General features: G+C 52.6%; 7 protein-coding genes and 1 other RNA gene. 5 read left to right on the forward strand and 3 right to left on the reverse strand.

Going from position 1 to position 14,185, the window contains the following annotated elements; all coding sequences use genetic code 11:
- Positions 1 to 10: 10 nt before the first annotated feature.
- From ABNT34_RS17685 to ABNT34_RS17695, 3 genes are read right to left on the reverse strand one after another with little or no spacing between them, the layout of a single operon-like run.
- A complete protein-coding gene (locus ABNT34_RS17685; RefSeq protein ID WP_031568875.1) occupies positions 11 to 601 on the reverse strand; it encodes an SIS domain-containing protein in 591 nt (196 codons plus the stop codon).
- 12 nt (positions 602 to 613) lie between these two features.
- Entirely contained in the window at positions 614 to 955 is a 342-nt protein-coding gene (locus ABNT34_RS17690; protein ID WP_348734008.1) for a YraN family protein, read from the reverse strand.
- A complete protein-coding gene (locus ABNT34_RS17695) occupies positions 952 to 2,835 on the reverse strand; it encodes a penicillin-binding protein activator (RefSeq protein WP_348734010.1) in 1,884 nt (627 codons plus the stop codon). Before ABNT34_RS17695 ends, ABNT34_RS17690 begins: the two co-directional genes overlap by 4 nt.
- Before the next feature lie 154 nt (positions 2,836 to 2,989).
- On the opposite strand from ABNT34_RS17695, the gene rsmI reads away from it, so the two are divergent.
- The 5 genes from rsmI (at position 2,990) to ABNT34_RS17720 (ending at position 13,823) form a co-directional block, all read left to right on the forward strand.
- A complete protein-coding gene (gene rsmI, locus ABNT34_RS17700) occupies positions 2,990 to 3,832 on the forward strand; it encodes a 16S rRNA (cytidine(1402)-2'-O)-methyltransferase (protein ID WP_348734012.1) in 843 nt (280 codons plus the stop codon).
- Positions 3,833 to 4,304: 472 nt separating this feature from the next.
- Positions 4,305 to 8,951: a tetratricopeptide repeat protein gene (locus ABNT34_RS17705; RefSeq protein ID WP_348734283.1), complete on the forward strand. Its 4,647-nt coding sequence runs from the start codon at positions 4,305 to 4,307 to the stop codon at positions 8,949 to 8,951.
- Between the two features lie 62 nt (positions 8,952 to 9,013).
- An RNA gene (gene rnpB, locus ABNT34_RS17710) (RNase P RNA component class A) lies at positions 9,014 to 9,382 on the forward strand.
- 261 nt (positions 9,383 to 9,643) lie between these two features.
- Positions 9,644 to 12,730: an efflux RND transporter permease subunit gene (locus tag ABNT34_RS17715; RefSeq protein ID WP_348734014.1), complete on the forward strand. Its 3,087-nt coding sequence runs from the start codon at positions 9,644 to 9,646 to the stop codon at positions 12,728 to 12,730.
- Positions 12,717 to 13,823, forward strand: coding sequence for an efflux RND transporter periplasmic adaptor subunit (locus ABNT34_RS17720; RefSeq protein WP_348734016.1), 1,107 nt, complete (start codon positions 12,717 to 12,719; stop codon positions 13,821 to 13,823). Before ABNT34_RS17715 ends, ABNT34_RS17720 begins: the two co-directional genes overlap by 14 nt.
- Positions 13,824 to 14,185 lie beyond the last annotated feature (362 nt).

Here is a 14,185-nt window from a genome sequence, read left to right on the forward strand (position 1 = left end):
AGATTCTCCTTTAGATGAGGTCAACATCTTGTTGTGGAAACAATGTGTTATCGATGAGTTCGACCACACAGTGTAATAAAAACGCATAACATTCATAGACACGTGCCGGCCGGTGGGCCGGTACCCGCAGTTCAACATCGGTATTGCCGAGCAGGCCGGACAATTCACCGTTGTTATCGACGGTGAGCGCGATGACGGTCATATCTTTGGTCAGCGCGGCTTCGACGGCACGGATCAGGCTGGTTTCATCGCCGCTTAACGACAGCACCAGCAGAATATCGCCTTCCTGACCCAGCGCGCGTACTTGCCGTGCCAGATAATCCTGTTGCTGAGAAGCCTGCACCAGGCCGGAATTGTCGTTATTCAGCGCACAGGCCGGCAAACAAGGCCGTTCGGTTTCAAACTGATCGAGTAACAAGCGGGCAAAATGGCCAGACAACGCCGTGGCGGCGCCTTCGCCGGCACACAACACTTTACGGTCGTTAATCAGCGCCTGCACTATGGTCAGCGCCGCGCTTTCAATCGGGCCAGCCAGCGCTTCGCCGGTGGCGATCATGGTCTGAATATTTTCGGAGAACAGCTGCCGGATATGTTCCTGCATTAATACGGATCCTTAAAATGCATTTTTCAGCCAGCTGAACTGATAAGGCGCATCGCCTTCAATCGCCAGCACATCAAATCTCGCGGCGCCGCGCCACTGTTTTTGCTGCAGATACCAGCTGGCGCTTAAGCGTAACTTTTGTTGTTTCGCCGTGGTCACCATCGCTGCGGCGCTGCCAAAAGCACTGGATTGGCGGTATTTCACTTCAACAAACACCAGACAATCCCGGTCTTTGCAGATTAAATCCAGCTCACCGAAGCGGCAACTGACATTGCTGGCCAACAGTTGTAAACCCTGCTGACGCAAATAATCCGCGGCAATGGTTTCAAACTGTTGACCGCGCTCGCGGCTCACGGCGCTTTTTTATCCACCAGCTGCAGTTTGCCTTGACGGTACTGCGCCAGCGTTAACTGCCGCTGAACACTGTGGCCATCAGAGAGGCGTAAACTGCCGGTCAGGCCATGATAGGCCATCGCCGGGAACTGTTGTTGTTGCTTCAGGTGACCCACCAGCATCAGCGCGTCGTGGCCCATCGCGAACAAACGTTGCAGCTGTTCTTCCTGTTCGGCAAACAAGTTGTCAAATTCCTGCCGCAGCGGCGTGGCGGTTGCGGCCTGCGGCAATAACCACGGCATTTCGGTCATGGTCAGGCCGGCCAAATCGCGTTGGTCAGTTTTGTCGACTTTCAGACTGTGACTGCGCGAACTGGTAAATATCGGCAGCCGGCGTGCGGTCGGGCTGACAGTGACGTCAATAAAGGGTTTAAAAAAGCGCGTCTGCACCGGATCGGCGATCAGATAAATCGCATCGATGTCCTGGCGGCTGTGTAATTCGGCTTTGATCGACTGGCCAATTAAGCGGTTGATTTCCTTGGCTCTCTCTTCGCTGGCTTCGGCTTCGAGGAATTTATTAATCAGCGCCTGCAGCTGTTCCTGCGAGCCATAACTGTAAGTTTCTACCGGGCTGCCGCCGCTTTCAGTCCAGCGGCTCTGGAAATGCTGCGCCATGCGCTGGCCAATCGGATTGACCGCATAAATCAGTACCGGATGCTGATACTGGCGTTGACGGAACACTTGCACCATCTGGGAGGCTTCATCTTCCCAGGCCAGTGCAAAGAAATATTGCTCCGCTTTGGCCGGCAAATCGCCTTTGCCGTTTAAAAACAACGTCGGCCATTGCCAGTCCGGCAGTTGCTGAATTTTGTCGATGTCTTCGCGAAGCAGCGGGCCAATGACAAATTGCACCTGAGCGGCCGCCACTTCAGCCTGCAGTTCGGCGGCCGGCTTGGCGGAATCGATGAAAACTAAGGTGCGTTTTTGTTTGGCTGCTGCAGCGGCCAGACCATATTGCACGGCGTCGCCGAGGCTTTTCAGCGGGCCGGACAGTGGCAGCAACACGGCAATACGTTCAGGGTTATAAGCCGGGGTTTGACTGAGTAACTGCACGTCTTTAGGTAATTTATCCAGCGCCGGTAACATCGGATGGCGTTGTTGCCAGTCAGTCAGCGCCTGTTGAATGGCGAGCTGATCACCGGCAAAACCCTGGGTTAATTGCAGTAATTCCAGCCAGGCCTGCGCCCGCGGATGTTGTTGTGTGCCTAGTTCCTGCAGTTCCGCGCCGGATAATTTCACCAGCTGCTGCCAGAGTAAATCCTGTGCTGTGCTGTCGGCGCTGTTGCCAAGCCAGGCGTCCAGCGCCAGCAAAGTCTGAGTGGCACGCACGTTGTCGTCCTGCTGGCGATAATGGCCGGCCAAAGCCAGCGCGAAGGCCTGGCGGTCGGCTTCGGGCACGTCAGTCAGGTTAACCTGTGCGGCCAGCTGCTCGGTCAGCGCCTGCTGTTTGTCAGCGATCGCGGCCTGTAGCAGCGGTAAAAGGTTCTGCGCACGGATTTGGCTATACAGCGATTGTTGTAACTGATAACAAATCGCCAGCGCGCGTTTGGGGTCGGTGGCGAGTGCTGCTTTGGCCTGTGTTAGCAGTTCGCGTTGCAGCTGTTCGTCCTGATCCTGCGCCACCGGCACGGGTTCACTGTCGACCTGCTGATAGCTGACTTCCGCCTGGTCAGTCGACAGCGGCTCAGCGACCGCTTCTGGTTCTTCCGGTGCGGTTTGCACCGGTTGCACTGGAGCTGTGACGACCGTTTGTACCGGCGCCGGTGTGCTGCCACAGCCGGACAACAGACCAAGGCCGAGCAGCAAGGATGTTAAACGAAGCGGGAATTTGCTGGATTTCACAATGCGCAGGTACAATAGCTGATTGAATGGCCGTTAGTTTATACCATTTGTCCGGACCGGTCATCCTGAGCGCGCGCCCGGATGAATGCAGCACAGTTGTGCTGGCTGCCCGATTTATCTCGTCTTATCAACCTTTAAACCGCAGGAATGCCTGATGTCTGTCTCTGAAGCCGTTTTATATATTGTTGCCACACCGATAGGCCATCTGGATGACATCAGTCAGCGTGCGGTAGCCGTGCTGCGCGAGGTCGCCTGGGTCGCGGCCGAAGATACCCGTCATAGCGGCAAGTTATTGAGTCATCTGGGGATTTCGGCGCGGTTTTTATCTTTACACGACCACAATGAAAAACAACGTGCCGCCAGTCTGGTGGAAAAAATCAAAGCCGGCGACAACGTCGCGCTGATTAGCGATGCCGGCACACCGTTGATTTCCGATCCGGGTTACAGCCTGGTGCGGTTGTGCCGCGACGCCGGCGTCAGAGTGGTGCCGATTCCCGGCCCTTGTGCTTTGATTGCCGCCTTATGCTGCGCCGGTTTACCCACAGATAAATTTCATTTTATCGGTTTTTTACCGGCCAAATCCGGCCAGCGTCAGCAGGTGCTGAAAGACATTCCGTCAGGTGTCGGCACTGTGATTTGTTACGAAGCAGCGCGCCGGGTAATTGATACTTTGCAAGATGTGATAGCCGTTTACGGCGCTGAGCGCGAGCTGGTGCTGGCCAAAGAGCTGACCAAAACCTTTGAGCATTTTGAGCACGGTACAGCAGCGCAAATTATCGGCTGGCTGGAAGAAGACCCACAGCGCTGTCAGGGCGAAATGGTGCTGATGATAGCGCCACCCGCTGAAAAAGCTGCTGACGATATCAACCCGGTCGCCCAGCAGACGTTACGGCTGCTGATGGCAGAATTACCGCTGAAAAAAGCCGCCGCGCTGACTGCTGAAATTCATGGCGAAAAGAAAAATGCGTTGTATAAGCTGGGTTTGAGTTGGGAATAAATGGTTTGCAGAGTAGTCGAATACGCCTGCTTGAGTGGTAAATATATTTTCAATCAAATGTGTTAAATAATAGTTAATAAAAGTGCTTATTGTTGTCTGTATTGACGTTGTTCGGCTAAGACTCCTTTGTTAGTGTTCGACAAGCACCACAACAAAAAATCATGAAAAGCAGGAAATTGTCATGGATTTGACGCTATCGACCCAAAATGTTGATCTTTTAATCGACATCAAAGAACTGATTAAAAAAGACCAATATCTCAGCGCTTTAGAACTGGCTGAGTTGCACTTTGGCCCTTGGCAACAATGGCTTGGATCTGAGCAGATTAAAATTGCTATTCGTGTTTTAAGCCATTTGGGAAACGATCGTGCGAGTACTGCGCTGCAGTTAAAAGGCTGGCGACGTTTTCCACAAGATGCAGAATTCTGCCAGCACTATCTGTTTCATCTGCTGAGTTCTCATGGTCCTATCGTGATGGAGCGACAACTTCAGCGTTATCGCCTCTTGCATGGGCAGGGCGAGCAAGGGGAATTCGACAATATTCTGACCGATGCAATTTTGCTGTTGGAACGAAAGGATGTTGATGGCGCCGAGCTGCTGATAGATGAAGTGTTACAGCAGCAACCGGATTATCTGTGGGCACGTCGTCTTAAGGCGAGTTTGTTTGATACCCGTGATGATAGAACTGCATATTTAGCAGCTGCCGAGGCCTTGTTTGCAGAGCGTCCGGTGCTTTCAACACTGAATATGTGGGTATCGGCGCTGCGAAAAAATCAGCAGTTAGAGCAGGCCCGTGAATTGCTTTGGACGCACGCATCGCGGTTTCAATCAGTTCGCCCATACCGCCAACTCATTACCCTTTGCCAAAAGCTAAATGACTTTACCGGAATGGCAAAGGCGCTTGACTGTTATCAAGCCTTATTGCGGCATCCTGACCGCGACGAAGCCACTATTCTTGCGGCTGCAAAAGCCAGGCTTGCGCTGCACCAGGGTGATTTACCGCGTGCGCGCGAGCAGATGGCTCACACTCAGGGCAGCCATTACCAGTTATTGCATCACCACCTTCAAACGGCGACTGCTGACGATATCTATCCTGTGGTCTTGCCGGTACCGCATGAGCAACAGGGGCATCTGACTTGTGCGCCTGCGACCATGACAGCGTTGTGTCGCTATTTTGGTTCTCACGTTTCACAACAAGATATTATCCAGGCGATTTGTTATGACGGTACACCGGATGTTCTGGAACGGCGCTGGTTAACTCAGCATGGTTTTTGTTTCATTGAACGCTCGCTCACTTCTGAGCTTTGTTATCAACTGATTGATGCGCAGCTGCCTTTTGCTTTTGTAACCACCAGCGGCAGCACCTCGCATTTACAAGCTGTTATTGGCTATCACAAGGCGCTCGGTGTGGCGCTGTTGATGGACCCTGGGCTTGATACACCAGTGGAATATCTATTGGCAGAAGGTTTGGCGGATGAGCAATCGGCAGGTGCTCGCGCTTTAATTTTCGTGCCACAAGAGCAAGCCAATCGTTTGTCACCATTTTATTGCGATGAGGTGCAGCTGTTTGGGTTGTATGCTGAGTATCAGCAAGCAGCCATGGTGCAGGATATAGTGCTGATGAAGCAAAGCATTGCCAGCATGGATGCACAGTTCCCAACCCATTTGCTAACCACCATGGCGCGACGCTCACTAGCGATTGAACTTGAAGATGAACGTGCGATTTCTGAGTTAACCTTGCAACTGCTGGCAATGTTCCCTGACTCGGTGCCATGGCGTTTGTCTTATGTGCAGAGTGTCCTTACGCAAGGGCGCAACACGCAAGCGATCGATTACTTACAAAACGAACTTGCTGTTCGTCCCCATAATGATTTGCGTTTACGCCTGTTTCGCTTGATTTATAGTTTGCAGCCATATCAATGGTTAACGTTAAAAATCCGGCAACAACTGGAACGCTTTGGTAGCTACAACGCCCGTGTCTACGACGCTTTAGCGGACTATGCATGGCAACAAAAGAACTATGAAGATGCGACACGACACTATTATTTCGTCTGCTGCCTAGACGACACTTACATCGACTATTTTGAGTCGTATTTTAAAGCCTGCCGGTTTTTAAATCGCCCAGATGTTGGGCTTTCGTTAGCGCAGCGCCAGTTCAATAAATACGCAATGCGTTCAGTGCAGCCTGCTAAGTTGTTGTATCGACTGTATGATCAACAAAAACAATACCGGCAAGCGCTGCAAATACTGGAGCAGGCAAGACAATTACGGCCTGACGATCCTGCAGTGTATGAATTCGCTTTAGGCGAGTTGTTGAATCAAGCGCAGGTGGAAACCTATGACCAATGGGTCGATGCGGCGTCTGCACTATTGCCTGATAGTCGAATGCAATATTGGTATGGTCGACGTGCTGAGTGGCATGGCGATTTGAGCCAGGCCGCTGAGCATTATCAGGTGCTTTTTGTGCAGAGCCCCCTTAGCTACCAGTTGGCATCCCCTTATCTTCGCACGTTGAAGGCCGCAGGGGTACAAGACACCTTATTGGTACAGTTGGGAAGCCTGGCGCTGCAAGCCGAACATTATCCGGTGGTGCTGGATTATCAGGCAAATTTCCATCCGGAACCTGCAGTGCGTAACCAGGCTGTTGCAGCCTTGGCTGCGTTGTATCCTTATCATGTTGGTCGTCAACGAGAGTACATCCGTTGTTGCATAGATGAATTACGGTTAGACGATGCATTGATGCGCGCTGAGCAGCTGGTTGCGCATCAGCCGGATCATATTGAATTTAAAGTACTCTTGGCTCGTGTTCTCAAAGCAATGCAGCGGCTGGATCAAGCCGAAGTGTTGCTGCGGGAAGTATTGGCTGAGGATCCCGATCACGATGACGCCAGTACCTTGTTATTGCGATTACGTGTCAGTACCGAGTGGAAACAGCAACAGATCGACTTTTTGCTGGACCAACTCATCAGTCACACTCTTTATGGCAATGGCATCTTTGATTGTTGGTTCGAAGGGCAACAAGTGATGACGCAGGCCCAGCGAACTCGTTTGATTGACCAAGTAGTCAAACCCAATTTGCATTTGTGGCAAAGTCGGTTGGTGTGGGCTTGGTCACTACAAGCCACTGATTTGGCGGCAGCTATCGCTCAGTTAGAACAAAGCTGTCGGGATTTCCCATTAATGCCGCGTCCTTTTGTTGAGCTTGCCCAACTGTATCGTCTTAACCAGCAAGTGGATGATGCTATTTCGGCGTTTGAAACAGCGTTGACGTTAAATCCATCCTGGTCCTTTGCCTCGCGTTTATTAGCAGAATGTTTGGCTGCTCAAGGCCGTTACGCTGAGGAAGTTGAGGTGGTGCAGCAGGCTTTGCGGCATGACAGCGCTGACGCTGTTTTGCATGGCTTTCTGGCCGATGCCCATAAGCGCAATCAGCAACCAGAGCTGGCAGTTTTGTGCCTACAGCATGCGGTGGCGCTCGATCCTGATTATATCTGGGCCTGGCGGTTTTGGTTTGAGCTTGTCAAACAGGATGCGGAATCTCTGCAATCGCTGCAGAACGCAGCCTCCAGAACGGCAGAGTCTCATCCCTTTGCTGTGGGTCCTTTGCGCATCTTAGCGGAGTATGTTGATGACCCTGAGCAAGCGCTGGATATTTTACGGAAGGCGATCGCACGCCAACCGCAGAACGACAGTGTGCATCATGAGTTCCTGATGCAGCAGTTAACACTCGCACACTACAGCGAAGTATTCGCGCATTTAGCGCACTATTACCCAACCGAGCGGCCACTACTGATTTTGGAATTGCAGGCACGGGCACATGTCGAAATTGGGCAGGTTCAAGCCGCCGCAGAGCTGTTAGTCAATTACCTTCGTCATGCTCACGCCGACGTTTGGTATTACGGCAAACTATTTGGGTTGTTAGAGCAACTTGCCGACAAAAAGCAGTCGGCTGAATTTGCATTGTTATTGATCGAGCGGGAGCCTCATGATGCTGCCGCTTTGTGCCGCGCCGGCGAAGCGCTCGAGGGGCTCAAACTAGTCGAGTATCAGCGTCAAATTACTGATAGTTATCAGCGTGCGTTTGCGCTAAGGCCTGCCGATCAATATATAGGTTTAACGTTGATTGATTGGCTGCATCAGCAAAAAGATTGGACTGGGGCGGAAGAAGCGCTGACACAATTATGGCAATATTCCCAGGATGGTTGGGTACTATCGCGCCGGGTAATCAGCGCCGCAGCTCAACAGCATTCGAATTTGTCAGAGTTGTGGCAACAATTACTACAGTTCAACCTTGATAACCACTGGGTGTACAACACCCCGCTCAATGCTGCGGGGCAAGCGAAAGCGGCAATGTTGGACTTGTTGCAGCAACATTTAGCGCAAGGCTCGGATGCGATGGGGCGGGTCTACGCCGAGCATATGCTGTCTTCACAGCAAGTGAGACTGGAGCAATTTTTGTTATCAGCACCTCTCTCGGCAGGTGTCGCTGGTGCCTGGATTGGTTATTTGTGGCATTTCCACGCTATTGAAAAACGCCCGATACACGCCATGTTTGAGCAGCAGTTTAATGCCTGGCAATTCTGGCCGGATATTTTGCTGGTCGCGGCGGAAATTTGTAATGCCCATGCACATTGGTGGACGACGTTACAACTATTGCAAGCTGTGCCTGCTGAGAAGCAAAGTATGCAGCTGAATTATAAACAGTTGATGGCATGTCTTGCTTTAGGGCGTATCGATCAGGCCAGGCAGCTTGCCGCTCATGCAGCTGAGCTGGAGCGTGATGACTTTTTCCACAATATTTTGTTGTGGGATTTGGCGCTGCAAGGCTCAATAGCTCTACCCGACTTTGATTTAGCTACGCAATTAAATCCGGCCGAATTGACTGAGATTGAGCAATGGGTATGTCAATTGTTGGTGCACTTGCATGATATTCAGCAGCAGCAACTCACCGGCAAAGCAGCACTGGTAAGAATCAGCCAATGGCGCCGAAATAGACCACCATCGGCGCGTTATCTACATCTTGCATGGTTGAAAAACGTGCTTTTGTCACAGAAAGTGAATGGTTTAGGTCATGGCTGGTGGTCGAGAATTCAACTTACAGTGTGGTTTGCCCGATTGTGATGAATGGACTGGGGACGTTTTAAGACTGGTTGTGCGCCAAATTTTGCGTATAATGCGCGCCGTGAGTTGGCCAAGGCAATCGCTGCCTGCGCAAGCAGGGGGAGGAAAGTCCGGGCTCCACAGGGCAGGGTGCCAGGTAACGCCTGGGGGGCGTGAGCCTACGACCAGTGCAACAGAGAGCAAACCGCCGATGGCTCACGCAAGTGGGATCAGGTAAGGGTGAAAGGGTGCGGTAAGAGCGCACCGCGCGACTGGTAACAGTTCGTGGCACGGTAAACTCCACCCGGAGCAAGACCAAATAGGCCCCCTTTGGCGCGGCCCGCGTTGGGGGCGGGTAGGTTGCTTGAGGCTTACGGCGACGTAAGTCCTAGAGGAATGATTGCCACTCTGGCAACAGAGCACAGAACCCGGCTTAACGGCTGACTCACACCTCATTCCAACACAAGGCACTGCAGGTAACTGCGGTGCCTTGTTGTTTTTAATGCCCGGTTCAAGACCTGACCCCAAGCCAACATTTTTTTATGGGGGTGCCGCTATTTTGCGACCAAATCCCCAAGTCTTACGACCAATCACCCAACTAAATATTTTGTTGCATTTAATCCCTCGTCCGTCCCAGATTTGACTGGGAATTTCATCATTGCCTCATATACTCGCCCGATAAACCTGGTGAACATCGCTGTGGAACTGATGCCATGAATCTGACCCGTGCTGCCTGCAAAAACCCTGCAGCGACCTTTGTGCTGGTGTGCCTGATTTTATTATTTGGCTTGCTGGCTTTATATAAATTACCCATCCAATTGCTGCCGGATTTAGACCGGCCGCAGATTTTTATCAATAACGGCTGGCGGGCGGCCGCACCGCAGGAGATGGAAGCAACCATCATTGAGCCGCAGGAAAACACGCTGCGCAATGTGCCGGGTGTGGTCGAAATTCAAAGTAATGTCGGTCAGGGTTTTGGCTCTATTTCGCTGACTTTTGAAGTGGGTCAGGACATGCAGCGCGCCATGCTGGATGTGATTAATGCGCTGAATCAGGCGCCGCCACGGCCACGCGAAGCGCAGGAGCCGCAGATCAACGTTGGCAGCGGGCGCGGTAATGTCGCGTCGATTCTGATTAAACAAATGAACCCGGCGGCTGGTGATGATTTTGGTCCTTATCTGAAACTGATTCGTGACAACGTCGGGCCACGGCTGCGGGCTATTGCCGGTGTCAGCAATGTGCAGCTGGCGTCGGATTTGCCGCGTGAGCTGCATATCACCTTCGACCCTTACAAAATGGCTGCGCTTGGCATTGGTATTGAGCAGCTGCAAAGCAGCATCAGCCGCTCGGTCAACATGTCGGGTGGTTTTGCTGAAGTCGGCCGCCGTCAATATACAGTGCGCTTTGAAGGCCAGTTTGAGCCGGCGGATTATGCCCGGATGATAGTGTCTTATAACCAGGGCCGGCCGGTGTATTTGCAGGAAATTGCCGAAGTGGAGCTGGGTTATCCGGAAATTAACGGTTTCACCAAACGCAACGGCCTGCCGGCGTATTATCTGACGCTGGAGCGTGGTGAAAACTCCAATACGGTGGCTATTTTAGATGAAGTGAATAAAGCCATTGTGGAACTGAACCGCGACATTCTGGCGCCAAAACAGCTGGAGATGGAACTGAGTTTTGACGCTTCCATCCATATCCGCCGTGCGATTGCGCTGGTTAATTCCAACTTGTGGCTCGGTGTCGCGCTCAGTCTCGGCATTTTGTATATCTTCCTGCGCGGCTGGAAAGCCACAGCGTTAATTGGCCTGACCATTCCGGTTTGTCTGCTGATTGCCTTTGTCGTGCTGCAGGCGTTTGGCCGCAGCCTCAATGTGATCTCGCTGGCTGGTCTGGCTTTTGCCGTCGGGATGGTGCTGGATGCGGCCATTGTGGTGCAGGAAAACATAGTCCGGCTGATGCAGCAGGGGCTGGCGCTTGGCGCGGCGATTAAACTGGGCTGCCGGCAGGTTGGTGGCGCTTTATTAGCCTCAACCGCCACCACAGTGGCGATTTTCCTGCCAGTGCTTTATATGCAAGGCGTGGAAGGGCAGCTGTTTTACGATTTAGCCTTGACGCTGGCAGTGTCAATTTCCGCCTCGATGCTGGTCGCACTGACCTTATTGCCAGTTTGCACCATGCTGTGGTTTAAACCGAGCGACATCAAACCAGATCCGCTGGCGGCAAAATGGACGCAGCTGAGCCGTGGTGTGATGCGGCTGACCCAAGGCAGAACCCGTGCTATCGGCTGGTCTGTGGCGTTAGTGCCGGGCGCTTTGCTGCTGATGCTGCTGTTATTACCCAAAGCGGACTTTTTGCCGCAAGCCAATGGCGACGGCATTTTCACCGGTTTTACCCTGCCACCGGGTGGTAATATCAAAGTAATGGAGCAGGAAATTGGCCAGTTACTGGTTAAGCGCCTGAAGCCTTATTACGAAGATAAAAAGTATCCGGCGATCAAAGGCTACAACCTGTCGATGTTCTCGGCTTTTAATGTGCTGTTTGTTTATCCGGAGGACCCGCGTTCGGTCAACGATATGCTGACCTTGCTGCGAACTGAGATTTTAAAAGACCTGCCTGATACCGAATCTTTTAGTTTCCGCGCCAGTTTACTCAATTTTGGTTTTAACTCCGGCCGGGAAATGTTTGTTGATTTTCAGGGGCCAGATACGGATTTCCTGATGGCGCAGGCTGCAGCGGCCAAAACCATCATCGAACAAAAACTGCCGGGCGCTAATGTGCAGGCGGAACCAGGGCTGCAGCAGAACCAGCCGGAGCTGCGTGTCCTGCCGGATGAACACAATATTGCTCAGGCCGGTGTCGACCGCTTTTCGGTGGCGACCGCCATCCGGGCAGTGACCGACGGCATTTATGTCGGCGAGCAATTCGACGGCAACGAACGGATGGACATTATTCTGCGCGCGCCGGCCTGGGACAACCCGGAACAGTTACAGGCCACACCGATTTTCACCCAACAGGCTGGGGTACAAACTTTGGGGCAGCTGACGCAGATGCAGCGCACTGTGGGCCCCACAACCTTATTACGCGTCAATGGCCTGCGTACTGTCAGTCTGCAGGTGTCGCCGCCGGCGACGATGGCGCTGGAAGATGTGGTCAATGTGCTGCAACAGGACATAGTACAGCCGCTGCGTAACAAACATGGCAACGACATGACGGTGCAATTTCGTGGCAGCGCCGACCGACTGGAAAAAGCCATACAGGCGATGCTGACCAACTTTGTGGTGGCGGTGCTGATCCTGTTTTTACTGATGGCGGCGTTATTTAAGTCCGCACGGGACAGTTTGCTGGTGTTGCTGACGATGCCCATGGCGCTGGCCGGCGGTGTGCTTGGGCTGAAATTGCTGAATCTGTTTGTATTCCAGTCGCTGGATTTACTGACGATGATTGGTTTTATCATTTTGCTTGGCTTAGTCGTCAACAACGCTATTTTGCTGGTCGAGCAATATCGCCAGTCGCTGTTGCTGGGGATGGCGCAGCTGGAGGCCATTGAATTTGCAGTGCAAATTCGGGCCCGGCCGATTTTTATGAGTACCTTAACCAGTATTTTTGGCATGTTACCGCTGGCGCTGATCCCGGGCGTTGGCACTGAGATTTATCGTGGTCTGGCCATCGTTATTGTCGGTGGTATGACATTTAGTATGTTGTTCAGTCTGATTTTAGTGCCTGCGATGTTGCAGGCGTTACCGGCCAAACGCCGGGAAAAACCTGTTTATGTTGCCGAGGTCTCCCATGAAATTGCCTGAGAAAAAATTCCTGCTAAGCCTGCTGTTTGGTGCTGTAGTGACAGCGCCTGGCCTTGTCACCTTCGGTGCGTACGCCCAGGAGCAAACCCCGGCACGGGTAGTCAGCACAGCGCCGGTGCGGACTATGTCCATCGCGCCGACGATGATGGTATCCGGCCAGGTACAGAGTAAATATCAGTCAAATTTAAGCACTGGGGTCGACGGCCGGCTGGATTGGATCGCCGAACCCGGCCAGCAAGTGCAGGCCGGTGAAGTGCTGGCGCGGCTGGATTTAAAACCTTTACAGCTTCGCGCCGCAGAACTGCAGGCACAGCTGAAACGGGCGCAAATTCAGTCGCTGCGGCTGGACAAAGAACTGGTGCGCCAGCGCAGTTTGCTCAGCAAAGCGCTGGTGTCGCAGACTTTGGTCGATCAAACCCAGGCTGAGGCTGATCTGGCGCGCGCCGACATCGAATTGAGCCAGGCATCTTTAGCGCAACTGCAGGATCAGCTCAGTCGCGCTGAGTTAAAAGCACCTTTTGCCGGGGTGGTCAGTCAGCGTTTTCATCAACTGGGCGAAGAGATCAGCCGCAGTGCACCTTTGTTACAGCTGGTGAATCTGGAACAACTGGAAGTGCGGATCTACGCGCCGCTGCAATATGCGCCTTTTATGCAGCCGGGCCAGCAGGTGTCGGTGTTTGATCAACAAGGGCAACGTTCGCTGAAGGTAGTGTCGATTATTCCGGTGTCTGACAGCCGCTCGCAGACCTTTGAAGTGCGGCTGCAGGCGAAAGACAATGGTTTTCAGGTCGGTCAGCTGGTCAGTGTCGGTATTCCGACGGCCGTGGCGAAGGAAAGCCTGGTGATCCATCGCGATGCGCTGGTGCTGGCGCAACAACAACATTCAGTATTCCGCGTTGCCGCCAATAAAGCGCAGCAGGTTAAAGTGGCATTAGGTCAGGGCCAGGGCGAATGGTTGCAGGTGGAAGCTGAACTGCACAATGGTGACCAACTGGTGGTGCGTGGTGCCGATACGCTGACCGACGGCGCTGCAGTGCGGGTGCTTAGTGCTGAAGAGTTTAAACTGACTGGCAGCCGTGCCGGCGTGCAATAACAGCAAATGAGATTATAAATGGGGTCAGATCTGACCCCATTAAAACAAATCGTAGCTAGTGACAAGCGCAGCAGCTGCCACCACGTGGCGTACATCATTCAATGCCTGTCTCGCATCTCCGGCGGTGAGTAGCAACCTCCATCCCACAAGTGATCACCACACTCTTCATCAATAACAACAGATGGCTGGATAGCCAACTCGCCCTATATTGCGCTCGGTTTCATTTCAGTTGGTTACGCGACACTTTTTATCCCTTGATCTGCCGATCAGTGGATTTTTCTCCCACTTTTTACCCCTTTTTCCCCACCTAAGCCGCAAGCCGCATTTTTATTGGATCTTATTCGATCGATACCTTGGGGTTT

The organism is Rheinheimera texasensis, from assembly GCF_964031785.1.
GTDB lineage: Bacteria > Pseudomonadota > Gammaproteobacteria > Enterobacterales > Alteromonadaceae > Pararheinheimera > Pararheinheimera texasensis_A.